General features: G+C 32.2%; 21 protein-coding genes. 2 read left to right on the top strand and 19 right to left on the bottom strand.

Annotated features, from left to right (window positions below; translation table 11 throughout):
• Positions 1 to 168 precede the first annotated feature (168 nt).
• From HLK68_RS08170 to HLK68_RS08160, 3 genes are all read right to left on the bottom strand, one after another.
• Complete coding sequence (locus HLK68_RS08170) at positions 169 to 681, bottom strand: hypothetical protein (RefSeq protein WP_132942848.1); 513 nt, start codon at positions 679 to 681, stop codon at positions 169 to 171.
• A 106-nt stretch (positions 682 to 787) separates the two neighbouring features.
• On the bottom strand, positions 788 to 1465 hold the full coding sequence (locus HLK68_RS08165) for a hypothetical protein (protein WP_055244545.1): 678 nt from the start codon (positions 1463 to 1465) through the stop codon (positions 788 to 790).
• A 292-nt stretch (positions 1466 to 1757) separates the two neighbouring features.
• Entirely contained in the window at positions 1758 to 4232 is a 2475-nt protein-coding gene (locus HLK68_RS08160; RefSeq protein WP_132942849.1) for a hypothetical protein, read from the bottom strand.
• Positions 4233 to 4697: 465 nt separating this feature from the next.
• On the opposite strand from HLK68_RS08160, the gene HLK68_RS08155 reads away from it, so the two are divergent.
• The gene (locus HLK68_RS08155) at positions 4698 to 5381 is read left to right on the top strand and encodes a hypothetical protein (protein WP_055244547.1); all 684 of its coding nucleotides are present in this window, start codon (positions 4698 to 4700) and stop codon (positions 5379 to 5381) included.
• 122 nt (positions 5382 to 5503) lie between these two features.
• Here the strand turns inward: HLK68_RS08155 and HLK68_RS08150 are convergent, their stop codons facing one another.
• The 7 genes from HLK68_RS08150 to HLK68_RS08125 all read right to left on the bottom strand — a co-directional run bounded on the left by HLK68_RS08150 (position 5504) and on the right by HLK68_RS08125 (position 8179).
• Complete coding sequence (locus tag HLK68_RS08150) at positions 5504 to 5776, bottom strand: DUF960 family protein (RefSeq protein ID WP_132942850.1); 273 nt, start codon at positions 5774 to 5776, stop codon at positions 5504 to 5506.
• 21 nt (positions 5777 to 5797) lie between these two features.
• Positions 5798 to 5929 carry a hypothetical protein gene (locus HLK68_RS14700; RefSeq protein ID WP_267490016.1) on the bottom strand — a complete coding sequence of 44 codons (132 nt, stop codon included), beginning with the start codon at positions 5927 to 5929 and terminating at the stop codon, positions 5798 to 5800.
• Between the two features lies 1 nt (position 5930).
• Positions 5931 to 6293, bottom strand: a complete 363-nt coding sequence (locus HLK68_RS08145; protein ID WP_055244556.1) for a hypothetical protein — start codon at positions 6291 to 6293, stop codon at positions 5931 to 5933.
• Positions 6294 to 6420: 127 nt separating this feature from the next.
• Positions 6421 to 6945 carry a DUF1643 domain-containing protein gene (locus HLK68_RS08140; RefSeq protein WP_055244558.1) on the bottom strand — a complete coding sequence of 175 codons (525 nt, stop codon included), beginning with the start codon at positions 6943 to 6945 and terminating at the stop codon, positions 6421 to 6423.
• A 21-nt stretch (positions 6946 to 6966) separates the two neighbouring features.
• Positions 6967 to 7332 (bottom strand): hypothetical protein, encoded by a 366-nt coding sequence (locus tag HLK68_RS08135; RefSeq protein WP_055244560.1) that lies wholly within the window; start codon positions 7330 to 7332, stop codon positions 6967 to 6969.
• A gap of 210 nt (positions 7333 to 7542) precedes the next feature.
• Positions 7543 to 7716 carry a DpnD/PcfM family protein gene (locus tag HLK68_RS08130; protein ID WP_132942851.1) on the bottom strand — a complete coding sequence of 58 codons (174 nt, stop codon included), beginning with the start codon at positions 7714 to 7716 and terminating at the stop codon, positions 7543 to 7545.
• A 13-nt stretch (positions 7717 to 7729) separates the two neighbouring features.
• Entirely contained in the window at positions 7730 to 8179 is a 450-nt protein-coding gene (locus tag HLK68_RS08125) for a JAB domain-containing protein (RefSeq protein ID WP_132942852.1), read from the bottom strand.
• 119 nt (positions 8180 to 8298) lie between these two features.
• Between HLK68_RS08125 and HLK68_RS08120 the strand changes: the two genes are divergently transcribed.
• Complete coding sequence (locus HLK68_RS08120) at positions 8299 to 9027, top strand: M48 family metallopeptidase (protein WP_132942853.1); 729 nt, start codon at positions 8299 to 8301, stop codon at positions 9025 to 9027.
• Positions 9028 to 9082: 55 nt separating this feature from the next.
• On the opposite strand, the gene HLK68_RS08115 is transcribed toward HLK68_RS08120, so the two are convergent.
• The 9 genes from HLK68_RS08115 to HLK68_RS08080 form a co-directional block, all read right to left on the bottom strand.
• The gene (locus tag HLK68_RS08115; protein ID WP_132942854.1) at positions 9083 to 9364 is read right to left on the bottom strand and encodes a hypothetical protein; all 282 of its coding nucleotides are present in this window, start codon (positions 9362 to 9364) and stop codon (positions 9083 to 9085) included.
• A gap of 53 nt (positions 9365 to 9417) precedes the next feature.
• Positions 9418 to 12348 (bottom strand): type I restriction endonuclease subunit R, encoded by a 2931-nt coding sequence (locus tag HLK68_RS08110; protein WP_132942855.1) that lies wholly within the window; start codon positions 12346 to 12348, stop codon positions 9418 to 9420.
• Between the two features lie 77 nt (positions 12349 to 12425).
• A complete protein-coding gene (locus tag HLK68_RS08105) occupies positions 12426 to 13679 on the bottom strand; it encodes a restriction endonuclease subunit S (protein ID WP_132942856.1) in 1254 nt (417 codons plus the stop codon).
• On the bottom strand, positions 13672 to 15159 hold the full coding sequence (locus HLK68_RS08100; RefSeq protein WP_132942857.1) for a type I restriction-modification system subunit M: 1488 nt from the start codon (positions 15157 to 15159) through the stop codon (positions 13672 to 13674). Before HLK68_RS08100 ends, HLK68_RS08105 begins: the two co-directional genes overlap by 8 nt.
• A gap of 194 nt (positions 15160 to 15353) precedes the next feature.
• Positions 15354 to 16652: a hypothetical protein gene (locus HLK68_RS08095; RefSeq protein WP_132942858.1), complete on the bottom strand. Its 1299-nt coding sequence runs from the start codon at positions 16650 to 16652 to the stop codon at positions 15354 to 15356.
• Positions 16653 to 16991: 339 nt separating this feature from the next.
• Positions 16992 to 17129, bottom strand: coding sequence for a hypothetical protein (locus HLK68_RS14580; protein ID WP_238843568.1), 138 nt, complete (start codon positions 17127 to 17129; stop codon positions 16992 to 16994).
• A 20-nt stretch (positions 17130 to 17149) separates the two neighbouring features.
• A complete protein-coding gene (locus HLK68_RS08090; RefSeq protein WP_132942859.1) occupies positions 17150 to 17641 on the bottom strand; it encodes a hypothetical protein in 492 nt (163 codons plus the stop codon).
• A gap of 304 nt (positions 17642 to 17945) precedes the next feature.
• Positions 17946 to 18173, bottom strand: a complete 228-nt coding sequence (locus HLK68_RS08085; protein ID WP_006784127.1) for a DpnD/PcfM family protein — start codon at positions 18171 to 18173, stop codon at positions 17946 to 17948.
• Between the two features lie 68 nt (positions 18174 to 18241).
• Positions 18242 to 18691 carry a JAB domain-containing protein gene (locus HLK68_RS08080; protein WP_132942860.1) on the bottom strand — a complete coding sequence of 150 codons (450 nt, stop codon included), beginning with the start codon at positions 18689 to 18691 and terminating at the stop codon, positions 18242 to 18244.
• Positions 18692 to 18761 lie beyond the last annotated feature (70 nt).

Raw genomic sequence — 18761 nt, 5'->3', positions numbered from 1 at the left:
AAACCCATTCTACTTAGACAGCATTAATCGCCTTAAACGAGCGTTTAATAGTCCTATTTTTTAAATTTATTATTAATCGAAGATTACTAGCTAATTTGCTACAGCAATTATCAATTAATAACATTTTTTAAGTTAGTCTATTATTTTATCTCTTTCTTGCTTTATATACTAATTATCATTAGTAGACATTTGTTGTAATTGTAATTCGTATTCCTCAACATCATAGCTACCCCATAGGTTTATCCCCTCTTCTCCTTCTAATATAGGGATATAAATTTCAATAAAAATATCAGGTATATTTAATTGATCTAATCCATTCGCAAAACTAATTAATTCATCTAAATAACTTTGATAGCCTTGAATAAAACCAAATCTCAAATGATGGCATCTAATCCACAATTGATGTTTAAAATCATTGTCTAAAGAAAATTGAAGCACTTCTATATTATGTTGCTTCAACTGCTCTCTAAGTTTAATCATACTTCTGTGACAAGAGAGTAAATGATCATCCTCTATACTAATATCCGCCCCGTAATCCAATAATCTATTAATCGGTAACACAAGAAGATATTCTAATCTAAATGCCTTACGAAAGGGTACTCCAAAAGACCGCAAATGCTCCTTAAATGTTTCTATACTTACTCCAGATAATAGTTGCTCAGCCACCGTTAAATGTTTCATTATCACTTTAAATCTCCTTTAACTATATATTTTTTTACAAAAGAAGTGATTATCAACACCACTTCTTTTCTTAGTCATCGCTGTAATGCAATCATATAATAAAACCTTAATCTCTATATTGTAAGATACTTCCGTCTGTATCAACATAGTTAAATTCACTTTCAGATAACTGCTGTTTTCTATGTTTATATGGATGATTATATTGATGATACTGATTAGGACTCCACGTTACACTAGAAAACTGTTGAGCCTTAATCTCCGTGTACTTTTGACTAAAAACTAAATTATCAATACCAATTTGATCAATCATTCTCAGAAATGAGAGAAACACCGCAAATAATTGAAAACTACTTTTAAATACTACTGGTTCTTTCACTTCCCATATAAAGTATAGTAACTCTCCCTTCCAAATAATATCTGAAAAGGGCATTCCTTCTTCTGAACATAAAGCTTTAAAATTATGAATAGAATAATCATGAATGTTCATTTCGCTATTAGTTGTAAAATGATGCTGGAATACCTCATACAGCTTATAATGCTCAATTTGTGCTGAAAACTGAAGATGAACAGGCTTATTAATTAATTCATTTAAACGGTACTGATCCCACAACTTCTGAAACAATACATCAGAACATGTTGTATATCGAGATTTCGGTTGATGAATGAACGGATAATCTTGTGGAGTTAGCATCTCATTTATATTAGTCAAAGTAGCTTTACCGCCTCCCTCTTCATATCCTTCATAATAACTCACCGATTTAAAATCCAATAAATTTAAATTCATATCTAATCACCTTTTCTATTATATTTTAGATAAACCTCTAGTCTCTATTGATTTCTAATCTTCTCTATCGTCATAGAGATTCATTAGTATGTACTCCGCTAACCATAGGCTAAATTCACTAATTAAATCTTTAGATACCTCAAATGTGCTATCTTCAATCTGTTGCTTTAATTCCGACTTACTATATGTCACATTCATATTGATGTCCCCACTCTCTATCGTGAATAAGATTGCGAAAGATGCGACAGTTATCTATAACTTTCAGATCTTTCACACCTTTCGCATCTTTTTTCTAACGTTCTGCTACAACAGTAATTTCTTTATGTGTTCCAACATTTCGAATAGAATATTTAATACCTACTGCTTCTAGATTAGACTTAACTTCCTTCAGTCTTGAACTTAATGATTTAGGAGCCTTCGGCCACAGTTTATGATTTGTATCCATTCCACTGGTATTAGCGACTTGATTTAATACCATTAAAAGCGATGAAACACTTCCACGCCACTGAGTTTGATTACTCATTAAAGTAACAACCGCCGCAGCAACAGGATGTGAATCAATGGCTTCTAAAATACTCTTACTTTGGTTTTCAGCATAAATCTTCACGAAATTATCTCCACCTACTCCTAATACTTCTGCTATTGCATATCCCCAGTGCATAAAATCAGCCATTCGTCCAAGACCTGGAACAGTTATATCAGAATAAATGACTTTAGCTTTAGCAATGGCAGTTAAACATCCTCCAATTATCTCTGCACGAACTGATTCAAAACGAGCATTAATAGTTGCTTCTGTTTGATAAACTCCTGTAGGGATTCGTTCTAATTCAATTAAAAGACTGCGATCTAACAAGTCAGGTTGCGTAGCTACAATATCAATACCATTTAAACAAATACAACGCTTAAAGCTATAAATCACTTCTTCATCATCGGTATATAACTTTCTTTTGGTATATCCTCCACCCGTTGAAGCCATACATAATAAATCACTAACATCAGACTTAATAGTTGCTAGATTATCAAAGCAAATCATATGAGTCTTTGCTAAAACCCCAGCTAAATCATCGATTTTTGTAGGCATGGAAATTAAAGGAACTCGAGATGGATCAACTAACATTCGTGTAAATCTCATCGTCGTTGATTTTGCTGCTCCCTTTTCTCCATGTAAAATCAAAACAGGATGTGCAATATCCGGAATATAACAAGTAGCAAGATAAACTAAATATAAGATGGCATCTTTTCTAGATTTAAAATTAAAACTTTTTACAATCAATTCTAACAGTCTTCTTGAAGATACCTTAAAGTTGGGTTGTACCTGCTGTGACATGACACCTTTTTTATTGAAGATTCCATACGAATCGTTAATAATATGACATTCATTGTTATGTATCTCTACCACTGACCCTAGATCATCACAAAGATCATAGTAAAAGTTATTATCTACTTTACCCACACGCTGAAATAACTTACGATTAGCGTTCTCCGAAAAGAGACCTTTAGCATCTAATACATTAATAGCTTGATTTAACCCTTCAGCGGTCACCGCTTTTCCAGTTTCATCGTAGTAAATCTTTATCAACCATTTTTTAAAGAATTCCCCTTTTACCTTAACTACTTTTACAGCATCATCAAGAGGAATTTTCACATGTGCCTCTTCTAAATCATCGGAAAAGAAGTCAAGATCATGTGTCAATCGTAATAATATATCAGAAACTGATTCTTTAATAACTTCTTCATCTTTACTATCCTTTTCTGACTTTTTCATTCCTTTTGTCACAATACCTAATTTAGCTTTCAACGCATTCCAGTCATTTCCTGAACAAGAATCATGGTGGCATCTTGCATAGATAGCACCATTATCAAACTGAATAATGTAAAAATTCGAATCATTATGGTTCTCATTAAAAGGACATGTTTTAAAGATATAACGAGTTCCATTATTCCAAGGTGATTTCCTATATTCACCGAGATTGTACTTCTTAATTATTTTTTCAACATCAATTTTTTGAAGATTATCTTGTTTTTTATTAGAATCCTTGTGATGAATAAATAATTGATTGATCTCAATAATTTTTTCAACTGAGACCTCTAATAACTTAGTAGGTTTAGAAATAATACTTGACCAACGATGAGGTCGCTCCTCAATGGAATCCCCTTTACAAGCTTTGGTCCCATAAAGTTTAACTATGCGAGCTGGATTAAATGTTGTTTTATCCACATGTACCTTATCATCAGAAAACAATTGATCTAGTGTCGCTAATAATTGTTTTAATAAATCTCGATTCTCATTCGTATTAGCAAAGTCAACAGAATATAGCAAGTGATACCCATTTCCACTATCAGCAACAATAGGTTTGGGCCATCCATAGTCTGATAGAAATTTATAGATGTCTTTTAATTTACTAAATGCACGTTCTTTTTCTTCATCTGTCGATGAAATCCCAGATGGACGAACTGGATCTAAATCAATTAAGATGTAGGAGATTTTTTTAATATCTTGATCGCTTGTCGTAGTTTTAGCATATGTTGTTAGACGATTTGCAGATCGAGCAACTAAATCTTGACATACAGGGTTTAATGAGAAATAAATATCCTGTTTTCCTATATGTGATTGAATATCCTGCACAAGCTTAGAATAATTATCGTAATATCCAGAAACAGTCCCAGTTTTTGTTTTTAACATACGAACTTCGACCACCTCATGCGGTTTACGAATTAAATTCAAATTTTCTAAAATAGTCGTTTGTAAGTTTTTTAAGTTTTTCATGTTTGTATCCTCCTAAATTTCATACTCAAAGTTGCGAAAGATGCGAAATATGAAAGTGATTCAAAGCATTGTCGGAACTTTCGCAATCTTCAGTCTCTATGAAATGACTCACTATTCAATCTCATAGATTGAACTATGATTAAGCATTTGGGCATCTCCTTTGAACTTTTAAACATTACATTTATAAATGTTTAATGATTCTATAAAAGAAACAACTCAATACTTAAACGATTATCACCTCAACACAAAAACATTATATTCGACACATTATTTTAAATCAATCTGTCGAACGAAGCATAAAACGACATAAAAATAAACATTTTTATGTCGTAATGTATGTTATAATGTATAATGTTAAATATAATCTCTCTCCAAACTATATCCTAAAGCCTACATATATGGATATAATCTACTTACTACGACATAAATTTTAAAAAATTATTTTTTTTGAGGTGATTACTTTAAATGAATAACACAGCACCAAAACGTCGCACTAATAAACAAATAGATATAATAAAACAACAATTAAAAGAACTAGCCGTCGATCGTTATATTTCACAATCGCCCTTAACAATTGATGATATTAAAGATATTTACAAGCAAAATGATTTTAGTCATACAGACCGCTCAATTCAGAGAGATTTACAAAAATCTAATATTAAATACATAGATGGTACGTATCAATTTTCCCCTGTGATTGAGTTCAAAGAAATATGTTCTCAATTAAGTAATTTATTAAGCAATCTCAACACCTATAAACCTATTCAAATATCTCAAGAGGTTATATTTAATGATAACGAAAATAAATTTAAAAAAGCCCCTAGTATAACGTATTATCGTATAGTAATAACACATCAACAGGGGATAGAAAATAAAGAACACCTTCGACGAGTTCATGATCTTGTCGTCGAATACTTTTCCTGGATTAGACCCCAAGTTCTAGATGGAATCTCTAGCGTAGAAATTAATGACACATCACTAGTTTATGAGTTACATTGTCAAAAAAAACTTCACTCACTTTTTCAAGTTCTATATTTTTCTAAATATAATGTACCAACTTTCACTTCTATTGAATGGTGTAAAATAGTCAAAAAAAATAGAGAACGCATATTAAATTTCACAAAAATACAAAATAACACTTATTATTAGAATTTCTAGTACTACAATAAGTTGTAACTTTCTATTTTTTATTTATCACACATATCATTAAGTAAAAAAGACATAGTGGCATTAGTTCAATTAAACTAATATAAACTATGTCCTTTTTTTGATTAGTATTCTTCCGCTAACAACATCGTGGCATATTCTCCTTCATCAATGATGAAGATCTTCTGCTCAATTGGATTGATTGACCTTAATTGATAAACTTGATTGTATTCTGGTACTTCTTGTCTATGTTCAATTTGTTGAGTATGTTCTGCTACCTGTTTCAATTCAAACACTTGTAGGTAGTCGTATTTACCTGTCGCTTTAACTACCTCATAGCACTGTTGTATGTCTATCGAGATTTGTTCATTGACTCCACTTGTTATGTATCGTTGCATTCTTCTTCCTCCTTCTTTTTATTACATCCAACGTTTGATTTCTTCTGGATCTAGTCCTAATCGATCAGCCACTCGATGGATAGCTTCACCTTGACTCAACCCTTCCATGATAAGCTCTAGAACTAATGCAATGACTTTTAACCAATACAACATCCTACTCATCTCCTTCTAATGCTTCATACTGTTTAACTAATGCGGGATAATCTTGATCCAATGTTTCTTTTAACAAGTAAAGCACCACATGATCATCACTTGATAACATAAACAGGACTTCCACATATTGATTTGAATCTCGACCTTCAAAGGTTTCAATGTATTCAGGAATTAATGTTGAATGTTGATTAATGAATATATGAATTTCTTCTATATCCAACAAGATATAGCCACCTAAATCGGTCACTAATCGGTCATCCCCATAATGAACATTTAAGACCTTGAGAATCTCTTCTGCCTTCGCTAAGACCATTTCATCTACATTCATTTCTTGCTTTAACTGTTCTAACTTCCAAATTTTCATTGCTTATTTCATCCTTTCTTTGTTCCTATGTAAAAGACCTAGCCTTATTGGCTAGGTCTTCTAATGGATTGGTTAAGTATTAAATCATAATTAATACTAATTGAATTTAATTTTGAATAATTAATGATCACTCCTTATACATCTTAACTAAACGCCACTGATTCTTAATTCGTGGGCATAATGGATGCATCGGAATACTCCGATAAGGATCACAGATAACATACATCTTATTTCTAAATGGTTTTAGTTTCTCCAGTAACTCTTCTTGTCGGCCTGTAATTTTCTTACTCCCTTCTCCTATAGAACCCCAAGCAATAATGACTATATCTGACTTTAAACATGACTTTTCTATATAGATGTCATTCTCATCCTCAACTAATTCACCAATTGATTTTCTATAACTTATCTTAGGGCAAATCAATGAGAATAAGTTAGTGATATCTACAGCTCCATAATCTAATCGATTCAGATTATTAATCACATTCATAGTGGTATGATCAATTTCTACTTCATTAGCACTTGATGGATTAATCATGATAATGGTAGCTTTAGGTTTATTTTTATCCCACTCTTTCCTTATTATATAGCGATGATTCATATCATCACTATATACCACCTCTGTTCTTAGACTCATTCTATTTACAATTGCCATCTTTAAACCTCCTTTATTTGTTTAACGATAATAAGCAAAGATATGACTACATTCACCTCTTACAGGTTTTAATCGAATGAAGAAATTGAAATCACTTGTTTGAACTTTGAATGTCTGTTCATAACTATATCCTTCACCTCCACATTGTTCGATGACTTGATTAAATACATTTAATTGATTAAAGATTAATTCATTTAACCCTTCTTGTAACGATTGAATAGAGATGTCGTATTTTGTTATAACTTCATCAAACTGTTGTGATGGATACCACTGATTACAAACCTCATCTATCCTTGATCCTGACCAATCTAATCTCATAATTCCTAATGACTTTGATTCATCTAAATCTAATCGAACCAGTTCTTTCACGTTAATCCACTTTAACATTTCAAACTCCTCCTATTAACAAGGTAAATAAAAAAGAACCAAGCAAACTCTGTGTTCACTTGGTTCTTCTATCTACTTCATTCATTTTTATAATAGAGTAACTACGTCACTCATCATCTTCTTCATAATAAACATCAAACATTGTATATACCTCCATAATTCTTGTTGCTACTTAATTATGGAATATATTGTCGGTTGATGTCAACTAAATCATTCACATATTCTAAATTCAGTATCAACCAAATCTGATGAATCTAAGATGATTTCTTCATCAAGATATTGTTGTCTGATATATTCAATCGGATCACAATTAATATCATCAACCTCTACTTCAATCAGACGTTCCAATGTTTCAGTAATACAAATCGTTAATTTATGGCTCATAAATTTATCCTCCTTATAAATACCCTTTTTCTTTTAATGAGGTAAATGTTCCATCTCCGATAATGAGATGATCTAATAGCTTGATACCGAGTAGCTCACCGGCTTCATATAAGCGGTTGGTTAATTGAATATCTTGTTGTGATGGTGTTGTTTCTCCTGATGGATGATTATGAAATGCCATAATACTCGCTGCATTCGATAGAATGGCTGTTTTGAACACTTCTCTTGGATGGACAATCGCTTTATTAAGTGTTCCAACTGATACCACTGAGATATTAGTGGGTTCATTCTTTGTATTCAAACAAGCAATAATGAACTGCTCCCGATCTAATCCTTCTAGTTGTTCTTTAATCATTTCATAGGCATCCTTAGGTGATGAAATGGTACGTGTTTGGTAAAGGAAGCTAGACTCCTTTACCATTTTAATGGATACAATATTTATACGTTTTGCGACATTCGACATGTATATTACCTCCTGAGTAATCATTCAAGGAAATAATATATGTTTATAATTTAGTTTAAAACGATCATATGTTTGTTATAATGGTTATATTCAATTCATTTATAAAGGCGGTATTAAGGATGCCAAGTATTCAATATGGAACAACGCTAATTGATTACCAGATTACTTACAAGGAAAGTAAGAAAGATATTTCAATCTTAATCGAATATCAAATAGGTGTCACAGTCGTGGCCCCCCCACATACTAGTGATGAACAAATTGCTGCTATTATAAAAAAGAAAGCTCCTGCTATCTACAAGCAACTTAGAAAGTTATCTGAAATAAAACCAGAAGAAAGTTCACGTCAATTTAAAAGTGGTGAAAAGATTCCATACTTAGGTCGTCAGTATCGATTAAAAGTCATTAAAGATGACTCTTTAACAGATTGCCATATTCAATTCCATCAAGGTAAATTTACAGCCAAAGTACCTAATCATTTTAATGACACAGAGCGTATACAATCTCTCAATCATTTATTTAAGAAATGGTATATTGAAATGGGGGCTAAAAAATTAAAACAACGTCTTAAACTTTATGAGAACAAACTTAATCTATCACCTAGCCAATTAATCGTCAAAGAACAAGAAAAATCATGGGGGACATGTACGCCATCAGGGAATATTCATATTAATTGGCGAATCTTTACTGCTCCTATGCGATATGTTGACTATATCCTTGTTCATGAACTCTGTCATTTGAAATACATGGATCATAGTGATGACTTTTGGAATCTCATCAGCAGCTTAATCCCCGACTATGAAGATCGTAAAGAATGGTTACGAATTCATGGTCCAAATTTAAAACTATAAAAGAGAGCCAATTTTTAGGCTCTCTTTTATAGTTTTAAATTTAATATAGTAAGTATTAAAAATGACCTAAGAAGACAACATCTTCTGCGTATTTCAAACTAGACTCTTGGTTTTCATCAATTTTATCACACTCATCTGCACGTGAACAAGAAAAACCCTCTTTAGACTTATTTTTTGCTGTCGATTTAAATTTACTAGATATTCCGGTTAATTCACTAATATGATGTCTGTATGTATAGTTACTATTCTCATATTTAACCCAGAAATATGGTCTATCTATTTTTATTATTTCTCCAATTCCATTCTCATTATGATAAACCTTTAATTTATCAGTCACTAAATCTCCCCCATATTTAATTAATTTTATTTAGTCAATGAGTTTGGAATAGCCTAATTCCCATAATGTACTTCTGCTAGTTCGGCTAAGCCTTGTACTGTTTTTTTGAATGGTCCACGTGCATTCAGTGTGTCATTGATTTCACGACGGATAGCTAATCGCATCTCTCGTTTCGTATCTTCCTTTTTGGTCCACTCCACAATCTGTGCATACTTTTGAATGACTTTTGTGACATTGATGGTTAATTGCTCAATGAGTTTCTTATCTTCAACTAACGCTTCGATGGCTTCATCTTGTTCTAAGAAACGATAAAATGGCATTTGTTTTGCATCTAAGTTTCCTTTTGTTTGCTTTCCAACTTGACTGGCTTGTTTAATTAAAGAACCTAGCTCTTCCATGTATTCAGCAATTTGTAGTTGATGTTCACGACGTCTTCGGATTAACTCTTCTAGTCGTTCCATTAACGTTTGATAAATAGGATCACTTCCTAATTTGACACGGATTTCGTGTTTCAATGCATGTTCCATTTCTGCAGCTTTCGTTTCTGGTGTTTTCGCCGCCTCTAAACGTTCATTGAAATAATCAGACATTAAGTTAATCGGTTCATGTAAGACTTCAATATGATTAACCACTAAATAGTCTTCAACAACTTTACGGACCTTTTCCCCATAATCGGAGATATCCATTCCAGAATCACGATATAGATTTTTGGCAGCTTGTCTAATCTTTCCAAACTTCTTCAAATCTGAGATGTAAGGATTCGCTTTTGGATTCGGCATCACCATATCCATGTCTTTCACAAATCGTTTAAACTTTTCCTCAAAGATTTGTCGAGTATCTTCTGGCTCTAAAACCTTCACACAGGCATCAAAATCATCTAGGCCAACGGTATGAAAGACATTTAAAACGGCTTGATGATGCATTTGAAGTCTTGGAATGACAGAATCAATATCACTCAATGCTCCTTCAACATCGGTATTACTGAACTTTTCTAATGCTTCATCTAAGAAACGAGAAACCCCAAAATAATCGACTAATAAACCATAAGTCTTCTTATCATAGGTACGGTTCGTACGAGCAATCGCTTGAAGTAAGTTATGTTCCTTAATTGGTTTATCTAAATACATAACCTGTTCAATCGGGGCATCAAACCCTGTTAGTAATTTATCCACCACGATAATGAAGCTTAATGGATCATTTGGATCTTTAAATCGCTTGATGATTTCTTTTTCTTGTTCTTCCTCTAAACGATACTTCCAAATCAGTTCATTATCTTTATCTTTGGCTGATGTTGAAAAGACAACTGCTGATTCTAAATCCGTGAACTGATCAATGTATTCTTTATACATGACGGCTGCCCGACGATTAATAGCGACGACCTGTGCTTTGAATCCATTTGGTTTAATATATTCTTCGTAATGCTTCACGATATCCATCGCAATATGTTGAATTCGTTTTGGCGTCGCAACAATGAGTTGATCATTGACATACTTCTTCTTAGCACGTTCTCTTGCCTCATCATCAAGTTCTCGTGTCACTAGATTGAACATTTCTTCAAGTGATCCTCCTTGAATTTGGACATCGGGTAATCGTGACTCATAGAAAATGGGGACAGTCGCTCCATCTTTAACGGCTTCTTCAATCGTGTATGTATCAATATAAGTCCCGAATGTTTTCGTCGTATGTTTGTCATCTTTATCAATTGGTGTTCCAGTAAATCCTAAGTAAATGGCATTAGGTAAAGCCGTTCTCATATTCACACTCAAAGTCCCATACTGTGTACGATGAGCCTCATCAACCATCACAATAATGTTTGATGCTTCTGAAAGAAGTGGGAATGACGTTTCTTCTTCACTTGTTTGGAATTTATGAACTAAGGTCATGACTGTTTCCCCGACTGCTCCATTTAACAACTGACGCAAATCTGAGACAGACGTCGCTTGTTTTGGATTAGGAAAGCCACATCTTCTAAACGTAGCGGTAATTTGATCATCTAAATCTTTTCTATCAGTAACGACAACAATCGTCGGATTTTCTAACTGTTTTAATCGTCTTAGTTTGACAGCTAAAAAGACCATTGAAATAGACTTCCCACTACCTTGTGTCGCCCATATAACTCCACCACGTTCAGTATTATATTTTGCATTCTTAATTCGATCAACTGCTTTATTAACCGCACGAAACTGTTGATATCTAGCTACCTTTTTAATAATTCGTTGGCCTTCACCTTCAAACACAATAAACGTTTGAATTAAATCTAGTAAATTCGGACGACTTAACATCCCAAGTGTTAGAATTTGTTGTGGTTCCATCCCCTCTTCTAATGGATAAGGATAAGGATCTTTCCATGCACTGTAATGTTGTGGACGTGCTCCAATGGTTCCGACCTTTGCTTGATACCAACTAGCTGCAATACAAAGTTGATTATAGTGGAATAACGTCTCAACATCCTTTTGATAACGTAACATTTGATGAATCGCTTGTCCCATTTGTTCGTCTGGATTTAACATCGGACTTTTACATTCAATCACAACAAGCGGTAATCCATTCACATAAAGAACTAAATCAGGACGAATAGTTGCTTTAGCCGTCTTAATCGTTAATTGTTCTACCACTAAAAACTCATTCGCTTCAATATTCTCAAAATCAATCAATTTAACCGTTTGATGTTTCTTTCCTTTTCCTAAATCCTGTTGCACCGAAATCATATTCACTAGATAACTATAGAACTCTTGGTTCGCTTCCATTAAAGACGTCGCAGAAATATGCGATACCTTACGAATCACTTGTGCAACATTACTCTCGTTAATCCAAGGATTCAGTCGAATAATTGCCGATTCTAAACGTCCCTTTAATAAAACATCCGACTCTAATCGATCATTCATAAGATCAGAGCCAATCAAATGAGTATATCCTAATTCAACTAACTGCTCAATTAAACGGTTCTCAACTAACCCCTTCTCATTCCAAGCCTCATGACTCACATAAGCACCCCATTTCTCCTAAATCATAAATTTATCATTTTATAAAATAGTATCTCGTGACGAGATACTATTTTCATTTAATCTATTTTAACTCGAACTTGACCCGTTAATAATTGTTGCATCAATCCTTTTTTAATATTAATTAGGTAATTACATTTTCTCTTTTCAGATGAAATCTTATAGTCATAACTATCTAAAATATTAGTAATATTTTTTATTTCTTCAACATCGGTTGATATTGGAATCAACGTTTTTGCTAGTTTAGTAATGTAAATATGTTTAATTGTTGATCCACCTGATTCAGCCAATATTCTAGTCTGAACTTGTGGTGAATCTAAAAGATAATAAATATACTTTACTAAATTTATATCCTTTAAAACAATTCGAGCAACCGATTGATTTATACAAATATCTTCTTGTTTTACTATCGCTAGTCTTCCTAATGTCCCATCTTTAGTTATTAGAATATCGCCTATCGAGGGTCTACTTTTATCAGTTAAATCATTAGAATAACATTCCATAGAGGTTTTTCTTGCCGTTTTATACTGGATATCTCCATCTCTAATATCTTTAGCTGTTATCATGTAGGGACCTTCATCTGTAGTTGGCATAGGATTAGTAAATCCATATGTAATTAAGGAACATATTTCTTCTAAATTTATGACATTCCATCCAACAGGAATTTCTCCAATCTCTGTTTGTTTGAATTCTGTATGTCCGATTCCTTTTGTTAGGATTTGTTGCATTAATCCTTTTTTGACTTCTTCTGTTTTAGCAATCACTTGTTCTGTCTTTTCAATCGCTGCATCAACAGATGAAAGAATCTCGGCAATTTTTTGCTGTTCTTCTAATGGCGGGGCAATTATTTTTAAAAACTCTAAATTCTTTTGAGATATTCCAGTAACCGTTGTTCCTGTCCCATATCCTTGAAGATAATTTTTAAAGTAATTGCTCATAAAAAAATACATTAAATAATTGCTATCTATAACTCTTTTATCAGGTTTTAAACCAATAACCCGCTGACTTAATATATATTTTTTATTGTCATTAATAACAACAACATTTCCAGCCGGTGCTTCAGTTGTTAAAACTAAATCACCGATTTCTAAATCACCTTTAGTCATCCACTTAGAATATAATTCTTCACTTCCAAAGTTAGTGGTTAATGAATAGTCTATTTTCCCCATTTTTACATTATTAGCAGATAAAGCGGGAATATCTCCTCCCCAATCAAGATTTAACTTTTTAGGTGTTCTACCTCGGAAATCTAACACTTCAATTACATCAAAAAAATTATATTCTTGCCATAAATCTTGTTTTTCTTTACTCACAATATCCCAACTCCTTTAAGAAGCTGTACATCGTGGCTTCTATTTTCTCACGTTCTTGTTCAAGTTGCTTTAGTTCTTTGATTTCCTGTGCAACATCAATTTGCTCTTCTTCTTCAGTTGTGTCTATATAGCGTGAGATATTTAAGTTGTAGTCATTTTCTTTGATTTCATCTAATGTCACAATACGTGAATACTTTTCAATTTCTTCATAATTATCAAAGGTTGAAACGATTTTTTCTACATCTTCATCACGTAACACATTTTGGTTTTTCCCTTCTTGGAAATCACGTGAGGCATCAATAAAGAAGATCTTATTTTGACGTGCTTCTTCTTTATCCTTATTATATAGGATAATTGTAGCTGGAATTCCAGTTCCATAGAATAAGTTAGCAGGTAATCCAATAATCGCTTCAATTAAATCTTCCTTCACTAATCCCTGGCGAATTTTCCCTTCAGCTCCACCACGGAACAAAATCCCATGAGGTAAGACAACTCCTGCTTTCCCTGTATGATTTAACGTCGCTAACATATGTTGAACAAACGCATAGTCCCCAGCATTCGCAGGTGGTAAGCCAAAACGGAAACGTCCAAATTCATCAGCACTTGCTTCTTCACGCCCCCAATTCTTTAAACTATATGGAGGATTCGCAATCACTCGATCAAATAACATTAATTCTCCATTTTCAGTTAACTTAGGATCACGGATCGTATCTCCTTTTTCAATACGATGATCACTTAATCCATGTAATAATAAGTTCATCTTACAAATGGCCCATGTATTTAAGTTTTTCTCTTGTCCGTATAGCGATAAGTTATTCGGATTTCCACCTTTAGATTTAATGTAATCTACTGATTGAATTAACATCCCACCTGATCCCGATGTTGGGTCGCAGATTCGCATTCCTTCTTCTGGTTTGATTAATTTAACAAGTAATTCAACAACTTTCGTTGGCGTATAGAATTCTCCACCCTTTTTACCTGCATCATCGGCAAACTGTTTAATTAAATACTCATAAGCACGACCAAGCATATCCGGTTCTTCTAATGACTCATTACTTAAATTAATTTTTGAGAAATGTTGAATTAATTGAATTAGTAATGTATCTGGTAACTTTTCTTTATCATTAAAATCAATTTGCTTAAATACACCTTCTAATGATCCATTCTCTTCTTCTAAACGTTCAAATGCATGATTTAAAGCAGGCCCAATATCAGTCGTTAATGATTGTAAATAAGACCAACGAGCTTCCTTTGGAACAAAGAACTGATACTCATCACGTTCTTCTTCTGCATCTTCTAAATCCCATCCTTCATCATCCACTAAATGATGACAAATCTCTTCAAACACATCATTTACACGCTTTAAGAAAAGTAATCCAAAAATATAATTTTTATAATCTGATGAATCAATCGATCCACGTAATATATTCGCTGATTCCCATAAATGCGACTCTAACTCCTGTAACGTAATGCTGCCCATTAATCTTTCCTCCTAAGACATTTTTACAATATATAATTCTATTTTAGCCTTATTAATATAGAAAGACAAACAAAAAAGAAGTAGTTGAGATCATTCACCTCATACCTACCCCTTACAATCTAAAAACTTACTATTATATTTATCTTTCTACTATAACTATTCAAAATAATGGTTGACATATTCTTAATCTCCGTTTATTCATCTGAAATTAGTTTTCTATATTCTTCATCAGATAATAACCTTATGCGAAATTTTAAATCATTCGGAATATTTTTGTTTATCAAACAATTATGTTTCAAACAGTCTAAGTATAATGCTAACTGAACTAAGGCATAATATTCAAAATCACTCTGAACATTATTAAATGATACATATCTTTCAAGAAATGGTCTAATCTCTTCTAATTGTCTATACGCCCATTCTTTATTAATCTTCTCAGAGTCATAACTTAAACAATTAATTTTCTGCAGTTGATATGCATAAGATCGTACTTCATCACTGTTACTATGAGGTGAATATAACTCGTTAAATAAAGATGTTTCAGTGTTCATTTTTGGATATAATAACCCATTATTCTCAAATCCATCACAAGTCATATTTTGCAAACTACTATGTTCAAATTTAATAGCATACTTTAATGCATTCAAATATAAGTTCATCTTTTCTTGATTTTCAGAATTTGAAAGTTTAAGTTTAAATAGATCAATGATAGGATTAAATGAATAAAGTAAGTCAGTTCCATAACGTTCGACTAACTCTTTTTCTAAATTTTCTAAGTATTCTACATAAGTATTAAACTCGTTCTCACTTTTTATCGGACGATTTTTAAAATCAGAAATTATATTTTGATGATACTGTTGAATTCCATCTATTATCTCGTTAACAAACTCTAATCTTGTCTTAACATACTCAAAAATCTGTGGAATATATATCTGTACTCTTTTAGTACTCCCTTCATCTTTACTGGTATAAACAATAGCATAAAGATCACAATCGTCATTAAACCAAATAGTTTGATTATTCCAAATTACATATGGGCTACATTCAAAATCATTCGCTTGATAGATTTTATGATGGCTCGTTTCTATTGGGTGAACTGAACATAAAGAACGTAAATATTGAAAATATTTTTCATCTGTCCCTGTTCCATCACTACCTAACTGTTTAAATATATCTGTTGAATTTTTAATTCTATCATCAGAAATATCAAAAATCTTTGCTAATTCTTTAATACAATCAACAACTACAGCTGCATTATTCATAAAATCATAAAAATCAAAAGCACTTCTTCTATACTTCCCAGTATTTAATTTAATTTCATTCAAATAAGCGACAGTATCATCGAGTCTATCCATTATGGAACATATCTTATCCCATGCACGATATTTCCCATATTGTTTAGAATACGAAATATTATATTGCTCATTTATCTTATTTCTCAGCTTTTTAAGTATACTTAAATCTAAGATTATATTAAATTGATTCGTTTTCATTTCAATCCCCTTCCATCTTAACTATAGACTTCACTTTTCTTTTGGATATTTATCCCTTGTTAAATATCCTCAAAATACCTTTAAAACAGGCGTTTAGTTTAGTATTTAAACCCCACTATAATACATTCATTAATGTTTTAACAATTGTTACCACATAAAAATTCGATAATAAAAAACATCTCTATTTAGACTGATTACAAAACAAAGACAATTAAAAAGAAGCAATTAAGGTTATTGATTTCTTAATTACTTCTTTCCTTAATAATTAATATACTTTGTTAAAATCCATATAGTAACATTATCTGAAACTATATTATATGCTCCCTCGTAGGAAAGAAATCAACCTTTTATTTGTATTGGCTTTTCTTTTGGAGGTTTTACAGTATCAGGCATTGGCACTGGCCTTGGTGCTAGAGGTAACATACTAGCCTGAACACTCCTTCTTACTCTTTGATTAAATCCTTTACGTCTTTTCATATATTTTCTCCTTACAACTTTTAATTAATAGAACTACTAAAATATTGATCAGTTTTTATTTGCGCTAATTCAATCAGCTTCTTATTGTTATCATCAAAGTTTACAGAATTAGTAATTTGTTGTGTTTCTCTTAATAAAGTCATTTCAAAATCAGTACACTTCTGATTAATCTCATCTTCTGTCCATTGACTATTTGAAACATAATACCAGTCATGAGAAATTTCGATAAACTTTTTAGATAATATTTCTTTCAACCTAATTAACTCTTTCTGATTTTTCTTATGTGGTAAGTAATCTTCAATGATTAAATAAACTTGTATAAATGCCGTTATAACTGTAATAAGACTAGCAAATCCAAGTTGCGTACTTAGTGAGATAACCGTTCCTAGGGAAAAAATTATAGAGATTATTTTAACTCTACTCTCTTTTCTTTGGTATTTCTTTACTAACTCATCAATGTATATCTCCCTAAATTTAGTATGGACCATTAAATTCCAATATTTACTCTGCATCGAATCCCCTCCTTCTATAGCCAATATAAATTATATGTGTTTTTATCTAAGAAAACAATGCTATTAAAAGCTTAAGGATAAAATACAAAACTACTAATATTAACATACTCTCAGGACGTGGATACTAACCGGAACGCCCCATCTCCACCAAAAAATTCTCGTCCGCAATATTTACAGTAAAAAAACATATCTAAGTACAGAAGGTGATTCTGAGTTTAGATATGTTTTTTTGTTTATTATCAATGGTTTCAAGTATTTTGATAAAACATTTCATCGATATAATAGCCTACTATAAAATGTAATCTTATGATGAACTTGTATCCATGGTGGCAGTATCCTCCACCATGAGCACAATTACTATTAAAATTAGCAAAAAAAGAGATAACCAAGCATCATTAGCATCTAAGATGATTTCTTCATCAAGATATTGTTGTCTAACATATTCAATCGGATCACAGTCAATGTTATCAACCTCTACTTCAATCAGACGTTCCAATGTTTCAGTAATACAAATCGTTAATTTATAACTCATTATCTCTTCTCCTTCTCTTATTCATGATATATAAAAAGAGCTAAGCGACTTCTGTATCACTTAGCTCCTTATAAATAACCTTTTTCTTTTAATGATGTAAAAGAACCATCTCCGATAATGAGATGATCTAACAACTTGATACCAAGTAACTCACCTGCTTCATATAAGCGTTTGGTTAATTGAATATCTTGTTGTGATGGTGTAGTTTCACCTGATGGATGATTATGAAATGCCATAATACTAGCAGCATTCGATAGGGTGGCTGTCTTAAACACTTCTCTTGGATGCACAATAGCCTTATTTAATGAACCAACTGATACCACTGAAATATTAGTCGGTTCATTCTTAGTATTCAAACAGGCAATGATGAATTGCTCTCTATCCAAATCTTCAAGTTGCTCATGAATCATTTCATACGCATCCTTAGGTGATGAAATGGTAAGTGTTTGGTAAAGGAAGCTAGACTCCTTTACCATTTTAATGGATACAATATTAATACGTTTTGCCACATTCGACATGTATATTACCTCCTGAGTAACTATTCAAGAGAATAATATATATTTATAATTTAGTTTAAAACATTCTTCA

Source organism: Turicibacter sanguinis, assembly GCF_013046825.1.
Classification (GTDB): domain Bacteria; phylum Bacillota_I; class Bacilli_A; order MOL361; family Turicibacteraceae; genus Turicibacter; species Turicibacter sanguinis.
Note: the sequence above shows the minus strand (reverse complement) of the source record. Positions and strands in the feature narration are given on the sequence as shown.

What these genes read in the sequence shown, in the direction of transcription:
- HLK68_RS08170 (WP_132942848.1), bottom strand. Translation starts at nt 681, where the DNA reads ATGAAACATTTAACGGTGGCTGAGCAACTATTATCTGGAGTAAGTATA.
- HLK68_RS08165 (WP_055244545.1), bottom strand. Translation starts at nt 1,465, where the DNA reads ATGAATTTAAATTTATTGGATTTTAAATCGGTGAGTTATTATGAAGGA.
- HLK68_RS08160 (WP_132942849.1), bottom strand. Translation starts at nt 4,232, where the DNA reads ATGAAAAACTTAAAAAACTTACAAACGACTATTTTAGAAAATTTGAAT.
- HLK68_RS08155 (WP_055244547.1), top strand. Translation starts at nt 4,698, where the DNA reads ATGAATAACACAGCACCAAAACGTCGCACTAATAAACAAATAGATATA.
- HLK68_RS08150 (WP_132942850.1), bottom strand. Translation starts at nt 5,776, where the DNA reads ATGCAACGATACATAACAAGTGGAGTCAATGAACAAATCTCGATAGAC.
- HLK68_RS14700 (WP_267490016.1), bottom strand. Translation starts at nt 5,929, where the DNA reads ATGTTGTATTGGTTAAAAGTCATTGCATTAGTTCTAGAGCTTATCATG.
- HLK68_RS08145 (WP_055244556.1), bottom strand. Translation starts at nt 6,293, where the DNA reads ATGAAAATTTGGAAGTTAGAACAGTTAAAGCAAGAAATGAATGTAGAT.
- HLK68_RS08140 (WP_055244558.1), bottom strand. Translation starts at nt 6,945, where the DNA reads ATGGCAATTGTAAATAGAATGAGTCTAAGAACAGAGGTGGTATATAGT.
- HLK68_RS08135 (WP_055244560.1), bottom strand. Translation starts at nt 7,332, where the DNA reads ATGTTAAAGTGGATTAACGTGAAAGAACTGGTTCGATTAGATTTAGAT.
- HLK68_RS08130 (WP_132942851.1), bottom strand. Translation starts at nt 7,716, where the DNA reads ATGAGCCATAAATTAACGATTTGTATTACTGAAACATTGGAACGTCTG.
- HLK68_RS08125 (WP_132942852.1), bottom strand. Translation starts at nt 8,179, where the DNA reads ATGTCGAATGTCGCAAAACGTATAAATATTGTATCCATTAAAATGGTA.
- HLK68_RS08120 (WP_132942853.1), top strand. Translation starts at nt 8,299, where the DNA reads ATGCCAAGTATTCAATATGGAACAACGCTAATTGATTACCAGATTACT.
- HLK68_RS08100 (WP_132942857.1), bottom strand. Translation starts at nt 15,159, where the DNA reads ATGGGCAGCATTACGTTACAGGAGTTAGAGTCGCATTTATGGGAATCA.
- HLK68_RS08095 (WP_132942858.1), bottom strand. Translation starts at nt 16,652, where the DNA reads ATGAAAACGAATCAATTTAATATAATCTTAGATTTAAGTATACTTAAA.
- HLK68_RS14580 (WP_238843568.1), bottom strand. Translation starts at nt 17,129, where the DNA reads ATGAAAAGACGTAAAGGATTTAATCAAAGAGTAAGAAGGAGTGTTCAG.
- HLK68_RS08090 (WP_132942859.1), bottom strand. Translation starts at nt 17,641, where the DNA reads ATGCAGAGTAAATATTGGAATTTAATGGTCCATACTAAATTTAGGGAG.
- HLK68_RS08085 (WP_006784127.1), bottom strand. Translation starts at nt 18,173, where the DNA reads ATGAGTTATAAATTAACGATTTGTATTACTGAAACATTGGAACGTCTG.
- HLK68_RS08080 (WP_132942860.1), bottom strand. Translation starts at nt 18,691, where the DNA reads ATGTCGAATGTGGCAAAACGTATTAATATTGTATCCATTAAAATGGTA.